Origin of the sequence: Phycicoccus sp. Soil803 (genome assembly GCF_001429685.1) — a bacterium.
In the GTDB taxonomy this organism is placed as follows: domain Bacteria; phylum Actinomycetota; class Actinomycetes; order Actinomycetales; family Dermatophilaceae; genus Pedococcus.
Genome location: NZ_LMST01000001.1, coordinates 652,975 through 666,649, shown reverse-complemented (window position 1 = coordinate 666,649; position 13,675 = coordinate 652,975). Strand labels below are relative to the sequence as shown.

Sequence of the window (13,675 nt, the reverse complement as noted above, 5' to 3'; positions counted from 1 at the left end):
CATGACCACCACGCACGAGGCTCCCGCCATCGACGTCGACAAGCTGATGGCTTTCGTCTTCAAGGCTGTCGACGAGGTCGGCGCCACCCTCAACACGGCGCTCGTCGTGTTGGGCGACAAGCTGGGCTACTACCAGGCGATGGCCGACTCCGGCCCCACCACTGCCTCACGGCTGGCCCAGCAGACCAGCACCGACGAGCACTACGCGCGGGAGTGGCTGAACGCCCAGGCCGCTGGTGGCTACGTCGAGTACGACGAGAGCACGGGTCACTACACCCTGCCACCAGAGCAGGCGACGGCGCTCACGGACCCCAGCAGCCCGGCATACCTGCCCGGGTTCTTCCAGATCGCGCTGGGCACCACGCACGACACGGACAGCATCCTGCAGGCGGCCCGCAACCAGGCCGGGGTCGGCTGGCACGAGCACCACGGCGACGTCCACGACGGCTGCGAGCGGTTCTTCCGCACGATGTACAACGCACACCTCGTCGGCGAGTGGCTCCCCGCGCTCGACGGCGTGGTCGACAAGCTCGAACGCGGCGCCAGGGTGGCCGACATCGGCTGCGGCTACGGCGCCTCGACGATCATCATGGCGCAGGCCTTCCCGAACTCGACCTTCGTAGGGTCCGACTACCACGAGGCGTCGATCGCAGCGGCCCGACAGCGCGCGCAGGACGCCGGCGTCGCAGACCGGGCCACCTTCGAGGTGGCCCCGGCGACGGCCTTCAGCGGATCGGGGTTCGACCTCGTGACCACGTTCGACGCCCTGCACGACATGGGCGACCCGGTGGGCGCGGCCAAGCACGTGCGCCAGGCGATCGCGCCCGAGGGCACCTGGATGGTCGTCGAGCCGATGGCCGGCGACGCCGTCAGCGACAACCTCAACCCGGTCGGCCGCGCCTACTACGGTTTCTCCACCCTGCTCTGCACGCCGTCGTCACTGGCCCAGGACGTGGGGCTGGCGCTGGGCACCCAGGCCGGACCGGCCCGGATCCGCGACGTGGTGACGACGAGTGGCTTCTCGAGGTTCGCCTCGGTGGCGCAGACGCCGTTCAACCGGGTCCTCGAAGTCCGGCCCTGACCGGGCGCGACGGAGCAGACTGAACCGATGGCACCACGACCGCAGGCGCCGGCGACCGAGCCGGCCACCACGGGCACCGTCACCCGCGACGGCGTCGTGATCGGCTATGCGGTCTATGGAGGGGGAAGCACCACCGTCCTGCTCATGCCGACCTGGACGGTGGTGCACTCCCGCATCTGGAAGGCCCAGATCGGTTACCTGGCAAGGCATTTCCGAGTCGTCACGTTCGACGGGCGGGGGAACGGCCGGTCCGACCGGCCGGTGGGCGGGGCGGCATACACCGACGAGGTGTATGCCGCCGACGCACTGGCCGTGCTCGACGCCACCGCGACCGCGAAGGCCGTCGTGGTCGGCCTTTCGTGGGGTCTTACCTGGGGCCTCCACCTGGCTGCCGCGCACCCCGACCGGGTGGTGGGGCTCCTCGGCCTCGGTGGGTCGAGCAACGTCGACATCCCGCGGACCGGGCGCGACCTCATCGACTGGGAGGGCCCGACGACGAGCACCGAGGGATGGGCCAAGTACAACCGCCAGTACTGGCTCGAGAACGGCTACGGCGACTTCCTGGCGTTCTTCTTCGGTCAGATGTTCGGCGAGCCGCACTCCACCAAACAGATCGAGGATGCGGTCGGCTGGGCGCTCGAGACCACACCTCAGGCGGTCGCCGATGCCACCGCAGGGATGCACGGGTTCGACGGCATCGCGACGACGCCCCTCGAGGAGGTCTGTGCCCGCGTCAACTGTCCCGTCCTGCTCGTCCACGGCACCCACGACGTGATCTCGCCGGCCGCCGTCAGCCAGCGCATCGCGGAGCTGACCGGCGGTTCGGTCGTGCTGCTCGAGGGCTGCGGCCACGGGCCGTCCGCTCGCCACCCGGTGGTCGTGAACCACCTCATCCGCGACTTCGCAGAGCGGTGCGGCGGCACCCCCGCCGCGGGGGCTGCCGGAGCCCGCCCGAGCTGGTCGCGGGCCGACCGCCGGCGGCGCAAGGCACTGTTCCTCTCCTCCCCCATCGGGCTGGGTCACGCCCGCCGAGACCTCGCCATCGCCGACGAGCTGCGCAAGCGGCATCCCGACCTCGAGATCTCCTGGCTGGCGCAGCATCCCGTGACCACCGTGCTCGAGCGCGCCGGCGAGCTGGTCCATCCCGCATCGGCGTGGCTGGCCAACGAGTCCGCGCACATCGAGCACGAAGCCGGCGAGCACGACCTGCACGCCTTCCAGGCGATCCGGCGGATGGACGAGGTCCTCGTCCAGAACTTCATGGTCTTCGACGACGTCGTCCGCGACGAGCAGTACGACCTCGTCGTCGGTGACGAGGCCTGGGACCTGGACTACTTCCTGCACGAGAACCCGGAGCTCAAGCGATTCCCGTTCGCGTGGATGACCGACTTCGTCGGGTGGCTGCCGATGCCGGAGGGAGGGGCGGCCGAGGCAGCCCTGACGGCCGACTACAACGCGGAGATGCTCGAGCACCGGGCGCGGCACCGGTGGGTGCGCGACCGCTCGATCTTCGTCGGGTCACCCGACGACGTGGTGCCCCATGACTTCGGGCCCGGCCTGCCGGGGATCCGCGAGTGGACCGAGGCGAACTTCGACTTCGCCGGCTACGTCACCGGCTTCGACCAGACGGAGATCGCCGACCGGGGCCGGCTCCGCACCGAGCTCGCATATCCCGCGGACGCACCGGTCTGCGTGGTGACCGTGGGCGGCTCCGGGGTGGGGACGCCCCTGCTGAAGCGGGTGCTGGACGCCGTGCCGCTGGCTCGACGGGAGGTACCGGACCTGCGGTTCCTCGTCGTGACGGGGCCGCGCATCGACCGTGGCGCGTTGCCACGACGACGTGGCGTCACGGTGCGCGGGATGGTGCCCGACCTCTACAAGCACCTCGCCGCAGCCGATCTCGCGGTCGTCCAGGGCGGCCTCACCACGTGCATGGAGCTGACAGCGAGTCGCACGCCGTTCCTTTATGTCCCGTTGCGCCACCACTTCGAGCAGAACTTCCACGTGCGGCACCGGCTGGAGCGCTACCGCGCCGGCGCGATGCTGCCCTACGAAGAGGCGGCCGACCCTGACGGCCTGGCCGCCGCGATCCTCGCGAACCTGGGCCGTGCCGTCGACTACCGGCCGGTCGAGGACGACGGCGCAGCCCGGGCGGGCGAGCTCATCGCTGAGCTGCTCTGAGCGGGTTGGCCAACCGCCCGTCGAACCGCAGCGAGGACGCCGGTTCCGCGAGGACGACCATGCGCTCGAGCTGGGAGCGGTCACCATCGAGACCGGTCCGGCACTACGCAGTTCGACTGTTCACCGGTTCCGCGCCGCGTGGCACCATGGCGAGTTGGGCCTGACTTGGAGGCGTCGGGTGTCCCACTCGTCCCGCCATGGGCCCCCGTCGAAGGGACCAGCCATGAGAGCACGCTCTCGGGCCGGAGCAGGGACGGTCCAGCACGCAGCAACTCAGCACAGCTCACCAGGACGCGCGAGGCGCCGCGGGATGGGGTTCGCCCTGACCGCAGCCCTCGGAGTCGCCCTCAGTGCCGCAGCAGGCACACCAGCGACAGCCCGACAGGCCACTCCTCAGGACAGCTCCGCAGTGCTCCTCGAGTGGAACCTCAGGGCCCAGCCCATCACAGGCTCACTGCGGCCCAGCGCCCACGGCCAGACCCGGGGCATCGCCATGGTGGCCGGCGCGGTCTACGACGCGGTCAACGCCATCGACCGCAGTCACCAGCCCTACCTGCTCGACCTCGAGGCCCTGGGGATCAGTCCTGGCGCCTCCACGGACGCGGCCGTCGCCACCGCCGCCCACCACGTGCTGGTGGCCTTGGCCCCAGCCCAGCAGACCACCCTTGACGACGCCCTGGCGGCCACCCTCGCAGGCGTGCCCGACGGCGCGGCGGAGGACGAAGGTGTCCGCGCCGGTGAAGCGGCAGCCAAGGCGATGCTCGACGCCCGTCAGGGCGACGGGTTCATGGCACCGTTCACGTTCGAGCTCGGCACGGAGCCCGGCGACTGGCGCCCCTTCCCAGCGGGCGCGCTCGACCCCGACCCGTGGGTGGGCAACCTCCGGCCGTTCCTCATGAAGAGCCAGGACCAGTTCCCTTCGTCCGGCCCGAACTCGCTGACCAGTCGCAGGTACGCGAAGGACTTCAACGAGGTCAAGGAGCTGGGCTCGCTCACGAGCACCAGCCGGACGCCGGCGCAGACGAAGACCGCGATCTTCTGGCAGACGGCACCCGCGCCGCTCTGGCACGGCATGGCCCGCGACCTCATCACGCGGCACGACCTCGGCGCCGCCGACGCCGCCCGGTTGCTGGCCAGCATGAGCCTGGCCGGTGCTGACGGCGCCATCTCCTGCTGGAACGACAAGTACCACTGGCAGTTCTGGCGGCCGGTCGCGGCCATCCGGGAGGCCGACACGGACGGCAACCCGGCGACCACTGCCGACCCTGCCTGGCTGCCGCTGTTCGACCCGTCGACGGCGACGACACCGCCGCTGTCGAACCCGCCGTTCCCAGAGCACCCCTCGGGACACGGCTGCGTCACGGGCGCCACGCTCGGCGCAGTCCGGGCGTTCTTCGGGACCGACAAGGTGACCATCAACGTCACCTCCGGTCGCTACCCGGGCGACGTCCGCACCTTCACCCGGCTGTCGACGGCGATGGACGAAGTCATCGACGCCCGCGTCTGGGGCGGCATCCACTTCCGCACCGCTGACGTCGTGGGCTCCCAGATCGGCTCGAAGGTGGCCCGGTGGATGGACAAGCACTACTTCGACCCGGTCCACGGAGGTGCGTCCGGCTAGGGCGGATCGGCAGCGAGACCGGTTGTGGGCCTGAGCGTGCCCGCCATGCTGCCACGCGGCATACCCATGAGCGGGTCGCTGCCACCTCCGTGCGCCCCGTGGTCGTCCGGGCGATGATGGGGCCATGTCCACGGATCGACCGCCGGGGGCCCCGGCCCGCTTCGACGTCCGCACGGTCGTCTACCTCCGTCGTGGGACCAACCCGCCCGACCTCCCGGAGGACGAGTCCACGGCGTTGCACCACGCCCACCTGACCCACCTCGCAGACCTGGCCAGCCGCGGGATCATCGTCGCGAACGGGCCGCTGCTCGACAAGTCCGACGAGACCATCCGCGGCATGTCGATCTGGTCGGTCGACCCCGTGGAGGCGCGTCGCCTGGCCGAACAGGACCCGGCCGTGCGGCCGGCCGGTTCCGGGTGGACGTCGCACGCTGGGCAGTGGCGTCCGGTCGGATCGCCTTCCCGGAGCATGCCGGCCCAGTGGGTAGCGAGGTGGCCTTCGAGGATCTCTGAGCCGGAGAGACGACCGCCTCGACCCCTTGCGCGAGGCGGCCGGGATGGGTCAAGATCAGCGGACCTCCTTCGGGAGGCCAGTCTCCCTCGGGAGACACGAGACCCGGCCAACTCATACTTGGCCGGGTCTCACCTTTTGTAACAGGGGAAACAGACCCGGCCGGTGACCGACACGCAACGGCCACGTAAACAGTGGCGGGCCGCAGGACGCCACCCACCGCGCGTGCGTCGGTGCGGAAACGCCCGGATCTCCGGGTGTTTCCGCACCGAACCGCGAGGGGAGAGGCTCAGACGGACTCGGCGAAGGCTTCCTCGAGGATGTCGAGACCCTCGGAGAGCAGGTCGTCGCCGGACGACAGCGGCGGCAGGAACCGGAAGACGTTGCCGTAGGTGCCGCAGGTCAGCGTGACCAGACCGCGGGCGTGACAGGCCTTGTTGATCCGCCCGGTGAGGTCGGCGTCAGGAGTCTTGCGCTCGAGGTCGCTGACCAGCTCGACCGCCAGCATCGCGCCGCGACCCCGGATGTCGCCGATGACGCCGTACTTGTCCGCGAGGGCCTCGAGCCGTGGGCGGAACAGCGCCTCGACCGCGCGGGCGCGTCCGGCCAGGTCGTCGGCCTTCATCGTCTCGATCGCCGCGAGAGCGCTGGCGCAGGCGACCGGGTTGCCGCCGTAGGTGCCGCCGAGGCCACCGACGTGGATCGCGTCCATCACGTCGGCCCGACCCGTGAGCGCCGCCAGCGGCATGCCACCGGCGATGCCCTTGGCCGTGGTGATGAGGTCCGGCACGACGTCCTCGTGCTCGGAGGCGAACCAGTCGCCGGTGCGGCAGAACCCGGTCTGCACCTCGTCGGCGATGAACAGGATCCCCTGCTCGGTGCACCAGTCGGAGACCTTCTTCATGAACCCCGGTGCGGGCACGATGAACCCGCCCTCCCCCTGGATCGGCTCGAGGATGACGGCCGCGGTGTTGTCCTCGCCGACCTGCGCGTGCACGAGGTCGACGAACTCGGTGAAGGCCTCGTCGGCGCAGGCCTCCGGGCCGGTGGGCCAGCGGTACGGGTAGGCCATCGGCACGCGGTAGATCTCGCTCGCGAACGGGCCGAACCGGTGCTTGTAGGGCATGTTCTTCGCGGTCAGGCCCATCGTCAGGTTGGTGCGCCCGTGGTACGCGTGGTCGAACGCGACGACGCCCGGCCGCCCGGTGAAGTGGCGGGCCACCTTGACGGCGTTCTCGACGGCCTCGGAGCCGGAGTTGAAGAGCGCAGAACGCTTGTCGTGCGTGCCGGGCGTGACCTCGGCCAGCACCTCGGCCACCTCGAGGTACTCCTCGTAGGGGGTGACCATGAAGCAGGTGTGGGTGAAGTCGTTGATCTGGGCGGTGACGGCGTCGATGACCCGCTGGTTGCCGTTGCCCACGGTCGTCACGGCGATCCCCGAGCCGAAGTCGATGAGCTGGTTGCCGTCGACGTCGCGCAGGATGCCACCGGCGGCCTGCTCGATGTAGACCGGGAGGCCGGTGCCCACGCCGGCCGACACCGCGGCGAGCTTGCGCTGCTGGAGGGCCTGGCTCTTCGGGCCGGGGATGCTGGTCGCGAGGACGCGCTTCTGTTCGAGCATGCGCCGAGCATACGACCGCCTCGCCACACCTTTATCGGGTCTAGGGAGAAGCGTCAGCTTCACCCCGAAACCGTTTCCGGGTGAAGCCGACCTTTGTCCCTAGACCCGATAAAGGTGAGGTATGCCGCGGGCGTGGCAGCGCGGCATACCTCCCCTTAGCGTGGGGGCATGGCATCCAAGGCGAGCTCGCCCGCGGTCGAGGTCGAGGTCGGTGGGCGCGACGTGCGCATCTCCAACCCCGACCGCGTCTACTTCCCGGCCCGCGGTGAGACCAAGCTCGACCTGGTCAACTACTACCTGTCGGTCGGCGACGGGATCGTCAACGCGTTGCGCGAGCGGCCCTGCATGCTGCACCGGTTCCCCGAGGGGGTGTCCGGCGAGAAGGTGCACCAGAAGCGGGTGCCGCACGGAGCCCCGCCGTGGCTGGAGACGGTGCGGGTGACCTTCCCGCGGTGGAACCGCACGGCGGACGAGCTGTGCGTCACCGAGCTGGCGCAGGTCATCTGGGCGGTGCAGATGTCGACCGTCGAGTTCCACCCGTGGAACAGCCGGCGAGCCGACGTGGAGAAGCCCGACGAGTGGCGGATCGACCTCGACCCCGGGCCGGACTGCCCCTGGGACCGGGTGCAGCGGGTCGCCCACGTCGCCCACGAGGTGCTCGACGAGCTCGGCGCGGTCGGGTGGCCGAAGACGAGTGGCGGTTCGGGGATGCACGTCTACGTGCGGATCAAGCCGGAGTGGGGCTTCAAAGACGTGCGTCGTGGTGCGTTGGCGTTCGCCCGGGAGGTCGAGCGGCGGATGCCCGACGACGTCACCACGACCTGGTGGCGCAAGGACCGCGACCCCGCCGACCTCTTCGTCGACTACAACCAGAACGCGCGCGACCACACCATCGCGGCGGCCTACTCGGTGCGCGGCAACCCGATCGGCACGGTGTCGGCCCCGATCCGCTGGGACGAGGTGGACGACGTCGAGCCCGACGACTTCACCATCGCGACCATGCCGGCCCGGTACGCCGAGCTGGGCGACCTGCACGCGGGGATCGACGACGCGGTGTTCGAGATCGACCAGCTGGTCGAGTGGGCCGACCGCGACGAGCGCGAGGGCGCCGCCGAGCCGCCGGAGCCCGACACCGACTGACCGACCACCGGGGCCATCCTGCGGAGTGAAACACCTTCCGTGTCCGCAGATGCGGAGGTAATGTCCTCTTCATGCCGCTGATGAGGATCAAGGACGCTGCGTCGTTCCTCGGCGTCAGCGACGACACGGTGCGCCGTTGGGTCGACAGCGGCGCCCTGCAGGCCGAGGCCGACGACGCCGGTCGCAAGGTCGTCGACGGCTACCAGGTGGCGCTGCTGGCCCGCGACCAGGCGCACGCCGTCGAGGACCCGAGCGGCGTGGGGCGTTCGGCCCGCAACCGGTTCGTCGGCCTCGTCACCGACATCAAGCGCGACACCGTGATGGCCCAGGTGGAGATGCAGTGCGGTCCGTTCCGCGTCGTCTCGCTGATGAGCTCGGAGGCCGTGGACGACCTGCGGCTCGAGCTCGGGTCGGTCGCCATCGCCGTCGTGAAGTCCACGACCGTCATTGTCGAGACTCCGGAAGGAGCGTCATGACCATCGTCCGCCGCCGCGCCCTGCCGGCCCTGGCCCTCGCCGGCCTCCTCCTGACGACCGCCGCCTGCGGGTCGGGATCCTCGACGGACGACGGGTCGCCGCAGGGCAGCGGCTCGTCGTCGTCCTCTTCCTCGGGAGACCAGCTCAGCGGGACCGTGACGGTCTTCGCCGCGGCCTCGCTGAAGAAGACGTTCACCGCGATCGGCACCGAGTTCGAGAAGGCCCACCCCGGGGTGACGGTGACCTTCAACTTCGCCGGGTCGTCCGACCTCGTCGCGCAGATCCAGCAGGGCGCCCCGGCCGACGTCTTCGCCTCGGCCGACACCACGAACATGGCCAAGGCGACCGGCGACTCGCTGACGGCGGCGACCCCGGCCAACTTCGCCTCCAACACGCTCGAGATCGCGGTGCCCCCGGGCAACCCGGCCAAGATCGCGGGCCTGGCCGACCTGGCCAGGTCCGGCGTCAAGGTCGTGCTGTGCGCGCCCGAAGTGCCTTGTGGCTCCGCCGCCGCCAAGGTCGAGGCAGCCGCCAAGGTCGACATCAAGCCGGTCAGCGAGGAGCAGTCGGTCACCGACGTCCTCGGCAAGGTCACGTCCAAGGAGGCCGACGCCGGGCTGGTCTACGTGACCGACGTGTTGGGCGCGGGCGACGCCGTCGAGGGCGTGGAGTTCCCTGAGTCGTCGTCGGCCGTCAACACCTACCCGATCGCGACCCTCAAGGCGAGCGAGAACGCCGTGGCGGCCCAGGCCTTCCTCGAGGCGGTCACCGGCGAGCCCGGGCAGGGGATCCTCGCGGCCGCCGGCTTCGCCAAGCCGTAGCGTGCACCTCGTGCCGCAGGTCCCCGCAACGCTCCGAGGCCAGCCGCGGCTGGGCCTGCCCGCCTGGGTCTTCGTCCCCGCCGCGGTCGGGGCGACCTTCGTCGTCCTCCCGCTCGTGGCGATGCTCACGCGGGTCGAGTGGGGCAGCTTCGGCTCGCTCATCACCTCCGAGTCCTCGCGCGCGGCCCTGGCCCTGAGCCTGCGGACCTCCCTGGCGAGCACCGTGCTGTGCATCCTCTTCGGCGTGCCGATGGCCCTCGTCCTCGCGCGCACCGAGTTCCGGGGCCAGTCGATCGCCCGCTCGCTCGTGCTGCTCCCGCTCGTGCTGCCACCCGTCGTCGGGGGCATCGCCCTGCTCTACACGTTCGGCCGCAAGGGCTTGCTCGGGCACTCCATCGAGGTGTTGGGGCTGCAGATCGCCTTCTCCACCACCGCGGTCGTGATGGCCCAGACCTTCGTCGCGCTGCCGTTCCTCGTCGTCAGCCTGGAAGGTGCGCTGCGCACCGGCGGCCAGCGGTTCGAGGAGGTGGCCGCGACCCTCGGCGCCCGACCGACCACGGTCTTCCTGCGGGTCACCCTCCCGCTGGTGCTGCCGGGGCTGGCATCCGGGGCGGTGCTGGCGTTCGCCCGGGCCCTCGGCGAGTTCGGCGCCACCATCACCTTCGCCGGCAGCCTCCAAGGAGTCACCCGCACGCTGCCCCTGGAGATCTACCTGCAGCGCGAGACCGACCCACAGGCGGCAGTCGCCCTGTCGCTGGTGCTGGTCGTCGTGGCCACCGTCGTCATCGCCCTCACCCGACGCTCACGGACCGCGCTGTGAAGATGGCAGCGTCGTGAAGCTCGAGGCCCGCGTGGGCTTCCCCGACCGTGACCTCGACCTCGGGATCGCGGTCGAGGCCGGGCGCACCCTCGCGCTGCTCGGCCCCAACGGCGCCGGCAAGTCCACGGCCCTCGCGTCGATTGCCGGCCTCCTGCGCCCGGCGTCCGGGCGCATCACCCTCGACGACCGGATCCTGTTCTCGCACAATGGCGCTGGCGACACGTCGTGGGTGCCGCCTCACGCCCGCGGAGTCGCCCTTCTCGCCCAGGAGGCCCGGCTCTTCCCCCACCTGTCGGTGCTCGACAACGTGGCCTTCGGCCCACGCAGCGCCGGTATGCCGCGTGGCCGGGCTCGCGAGGTGGCCCACCAGTGGCTGGCGCAGGTGGACGCGGAGGAGTTTGCGGACCGGCGGCCGGCGGCCCTCTCCGGCGGCCAGGCGCAGCGGGTCGCCATCGCCCGTGCCCTCGCCACCGAGCCCCACCTGCTGCTGCTCGACGAGCCGTTGTCGGCGCTCGACGTCGACTCCGCCCCGGCGATCCGCCAGCTGCTGCGGCGGGTGCTCGAGGGCCGCACCACCATCGTCGTCACGCACGACATCCTCGACGCGGTGCTGCTCGCCGACGACGTCGCCGTCCTCGAGGCGGGCCGCGTCGTCGAAGAGGGGCCGACGGCGCGGGTGCTGACCCGACCGACCAGCCGGTTCGCGGCACGCATCGCGGGCCTCAACCTGGTGCGCGGCACGGCCCGGGGCACCACGGTGACCACGCCGGAAGGGCTCCAGGTCGAGGGCCTGTCCGAGGACGACCTGGCCGACGGATCGGCCGCCGTCGCGGTGTTCAGCCCCAGCGCCGTGGGCGTCTACCGTGTCGCACCCTCGGGCAGCCCACGCAACGTCGTGCACGCGACGGTGACCGAGCTGGAACCGCACGGACACCAGGTGCGGGTGCACACGGCATACCTCTCCGCGGACATCACGCCCGCGGCGCTGGCCGACCTCGACCTCGCCCCGGGCACGGCGGTCGTGCTCACGGTCAAGGCCAGCGAAGTAGCCGTCTACGGCGCATAGCGCGTCCTGGTCCACCATGATCTCCTCATGGCTGCCGACGGAGAGGCTCACGGCTCGAGGGTCGGCGCGGGCTGGTGGGCGCCCGCGGCCGTCCTCGCGCTGACCGTCGTGCAGCTCGGCGTCGGCACCTTCGCGAGCAGCCTGCAGCAGTTCGAGGGCAAGGCCTTCGGGGCCCGGCTGGTCGCCTACCCCGTGATGATGCTCGTGGTGCCGGCGGCCTGGTGGCTGGCGCACCGTGGCCGAGACGTCAGGGTCCTGTGGGGCGCCTTCGCCCTCGTGATGGCGCCGTTCCTCATCGACGTCACCGGCAACACCCTCGACCTCTACGACTCGGTCGTGTGGTGGGACGACGCCAACCACTTCGTCAACTGGGCGTTGTTGTGCGCCGGTCTGGGTCTCCTGCTGCTGCAAGGGATCCGGGTTCGGTGGGCGCGGGTGCTGCTGGTGACCGGGCTCGGTGCCGTGCTCGCGATCGGGTGGGAGCTCGGCGAGTGGTACACCTTCATCCGCCACGGCACCGAGCTCGACACGGCATACCAGGACACCCTCGGCGACGAGGCGCTCGGCACCCTCGGCGCCCTCGTGGCCGGGCTGGCCCTGCGTCGGCCACGCGGCGCCGACGGCGGCTGACCCGCTCAGTCCTGGGAGACGGACGCGGCGGCGGCCTCGCGCGCCGCGAGCCCGGCGGCGTAGTCGGGCAGCTCCTGGAGCGCGAAGTGGTTGCCGTCCGGGTCCTCGAAGTGGGTGAACCGACCCCACGGGAGGTCCTCGACCTCGGTCACCTCGACGCCGCGACCCTTGAGCTCGTCGTGCGCGGCGTCGGCATCGGCGACCACCACCTGGATGTACTGCTTCACGCCCTCGCCCAGCATCGACATGCCCTTGACGAAGCAGAAGGAGCAGGCCGACCCGGGCGGCGTGATCTGGACGAAGCGCAGCCCCGCCTCCTCCACGACCTGGTCCTGGTCGGCCGGCCACCCGACGACGTCCTCGTAGAACGCCTTCGTACGGTCGATGTCCGTGACGGAGATGGGGATGAGCTCGATCTTGTAGTCCACGGCCGGTCCTCTCGTCGCAACCTCTCCTTCGGAGGTTCTACCACCAGCCTAGGAAGACTTCCGGCCACTTCCTGACCGCAAGACGATCGGGTTTCGACGGGTCGGTCAGGTCGGCGGGGTCCCTTCGGGGCACCGACGGTGCAGCTCGGCGATGATCTCCTGCTCGCGCGCCAGAGCCGCTTGGCACTCGTGGCGAGCTGCGCCGGGCGACCGGGTGGCGTCCTCGAGCGCGGCGAGCTCGGTGAGCAGCTCGCGGACGGTCGCAGGAGCCTCGGCCTCGAGGGCCGCCGCGACCGGTGCGCCATCGGTGGGAGCAGGCTTCGTCAACTCGGTCATGAGCGGCCTCCGGACGTCGTGAAAGGTGCCCCGGCTGCTTGAAGCCCTGTGATCATGATCCGAAATGTCGCGTTCTGTCAACGGTGTGCGACACCGGACGGGGCGACCTCAGAGCTCGTGGGGGTGCACGTGGCTGGTGTGGGAGGTGACCCGCAGCGTGCCTGCCTCGAGGTCCACGTCGGCGACCGCCTCGATTAGTGCGACCCGGTGGCTGCGCTGCCACCACCGGACCACCGCGCCCACGACCAACGGGCCCTGGCGGGCCTCGGCGTCGTAGCCGAGCTGGGAGCCGGCGGCGTGCTGCCCGTACTGGAGGTGGGTGACGGCCAGGTGGTCTCGGCGACGCCCGGACGGGGGCTCGGCACAGAGCAGCTCGAGGACGACCCCCAGCTCGGACCCGTCGTTGGCAAAGACCCGCGCGCCGATGACGTCCGACACCGAACCGGTCCGCACCGCACGACCCGACGGCTTCGTCGCGCTCCGGGGCGCCTTGCCCCCACCTTCTGGGACAGGGCCTCGGTCGTCGCGCTCGTCACCACCGCCCTTGGCCCCCGGGATCCGTGACACGACGTGCTCCCGCAACCACAGCTCGAGCCCGAACGACGCAGCCAATGCCCTCGCCGCTGACTCGCTGACCGTGATCGCCGAACTGATGTCGTGCACGTCCTCGATCCCGACCCGGGCAGGCTGCGCCTCGGGGCTGGTCTGGAGGCGCCGCCAGATCGCCACGGTCCAGCGGCCGAGTGCTCCCGGCAGTCGTCGACCCAGGGCAGCCGGCCCGACCTGGAGGGCGGTGACGTTCCACCCGTCGTGCGAGACGACCAGCTCGAGGTCGTCGACGTTGCCGAGCAGCTCGCCGTCCGGACCCACCACCTGGTGGTCGAGGATGCGCAGCACCACCCTGTGGCTGGGCGCCTGCCGCTTCGCGCTGGATGGCGTCATG

At 71.0% G+C, this 13,675-nt stretch carries 13 protein-coding genes; 9 read left to right on the top strand and 4 right to left on the bottom strand.

All coding sequences use genetic code 11. The annotated features are described in order from the left end of the window. The first annotated feature begins 1 nt into the window (after position 1). The 3 genes from ASG95_RS03215 (at position 2) to ASG95_RS03205 (ending at position 4,883) form a co-directional block, all read left to right on the top strand. Positions 2–1,081: a class I SAM-dependent methyltransferase gene (locus ASG95_RS03215; RefSeq protein WP_056922179.1), complete on the top strand. Its 1,080-nt coding sequence runs from the start codon at positions 2–4 to the stop codon at positions 1,079–1,081. Between the two features lie 27 nt (positions 1,082–1,108). Continuing rightward, positions 1,109–3,262, top strand: a complete 2,154-nt coding sequence (locus ASG95_RS03210) for an alpha/beta hydrolase (protein ID WP_057376536.1) — start codon at positions 1,109–1,111, stop codon at positions 3,260–3,262. Between the two features lie 310 nt (positions 3,263–3,572). Then, positions 3,573–4,883 carry a vanadium-dependent haloperoxidase gene (locus tag ASG95_RS03205; RefSeq protein ID WP_162259349.1) on the top strand — a complete coding sequence of 437 codons (1,311 nt, stop codon included), beginning with the start codon at positions 3,573–3,575 and terminating at the stop codon, positions 4,881–4,883. 800 nt (positions 4,884–5,683) lie between these two features. Here the strand turns inward: ASG95_RS03205 and gabT are convergent. Next, the gene (gene gabT, locus ASG95_RS03195) at positions 5,684–7,015 is read right to left on the bottom strand and encodes a 4-aminobutyrate--2-oxoglutarate transaminase (RefSeq protein ID WP_057376533.1); all 1,332 of its coding nucleotides are present in this window, start codon (positions 7,013–7,015) and stop codon (positions 5,684–5,686) included. Between the two features lie 168 nt (positions 7,016–7,183). Between gabT and ligD the strand changes: the two genes are divergently transcribed. The 6 genes from ligD to ASG95_RS03165 all read left to right on the top strand — a co-directional run bounded on the left by ligD (position 7,184) and on the right by ASG95_RS03165 (position 11,968). Beyond that, positions 7,184–8,155 carry a non-homologous end-joining DNA ligase gene (ligD, locus tag ASG95_RS03190; RefSeq protein WP_056922174.1) on the top strand — a complete coding sequence of 324 codons (972 nt, stop codon included), beginning with the start codon at positions 7,184–7,186 and terminating at the stop codon, positions 8,153–8,155. A gap of 71 nt (positions 8,156–8,226) precedes the next feature. Beyond that, positions 8,227–8,631, top strand: coding sequence for a molybdopterin-binding protein (locus tag ASG95_RS03185; RefSeq protein ID WP_056922173.1), 405 nt, complete (start codon positions 8,227–8,229; stop codon positions 8,629–8,631). After that, complete coding sequence (gene modA, locus ASG95_RS03180; RefSeq protein ID WP_057376532.1) at positions 8,628–9,452, top strand: molybdate ABC transporter substrate-binding protein; 825 nt, start codon at positions 8,628–8,630, stop codon at positions 9,450–9,452. Before ASG95_RS03185 ends, modA begins: the two co-directional genes overlap by 4 nt. A gap of 10 nt (positions 9,453–9,462) precedes the next feature. Continuing rightward, positions 9,463–10,272, top strand: coding sequence for an ABC transporter permease (locus ASG95_RS03175; RefSeq protein WP_057378692.1), 810 nt, complete (start codon positions 9,463–9,465; stop codon positions 10,270–10,272). Between the two features lie 13 nt (positions 10,273–10,285). Next, complete coding sequence (locus ASG95_RS03170) at positions 10,286–11,338, top strand: sulfate/molybdate ABC transporter ATP-binding protein (RefSeq protein ID WP_056922171.1); 1,053 nt, start codon at positions 10,286–10,288, stop codon at positions 11,336–11,338. A gap of 27 nt (positions 11,339–11,365) precedes the next feature. Next, a complete protein-coding gene (locus ASG95_RS03165; protein ID WP_057376531.1) occupies positions 11,366–11,968 on the top strand; it encodes a hypothetical protein in 603 nt (200 codons plus the stop codon). 5 nt (positions 11,969–11,973) lie between these two features. Here ASG95_RS03165 and ASG95_RS03160 read toward each other — a convergent pair whose 3' ends face one another. The 3 genes from ASG95_RS03160 to ASG95_RS03150 form a co-directional block, all read right to left on the bottom strand. After that, positions 11,974–12,396, bottom strand: a complete 423-nt coding sequence (locus ASG95_RS03160; RefSeq protein ID WP_056922169.1) for a glyoxalase superfamily protein — start codon at positions 12,394–12,396, stop codon at positions 11,974–11,976. 105 nt (positions 12,397–12,501) lie between these two features. Next, positions 12,502–12,732 carry a hypothetical protein gene (locus tag ASG95_RS03155; protein WP_057376530.1) on the bottom strand — a complete coding sequence of 77 codons (231 nt, stop codon included), beginning with the start codon at positions 12,730–12,732 and terminating at the stop codon, positions 12,502–12,504. A gap of 108 nt (positions 12,733–12,840) precedes the next feature. Then, a complete protein-coding gene (locus ASG95_RS03150) occupies positions 12,841–13,674 on the bottom strand; it encodes a hypothetical protein (RefSeq protein ID WP_056922167.1) in 834 nt (277 codons plus the stop codon). Position 13,675: the final 1 nt, after the last annotated feature.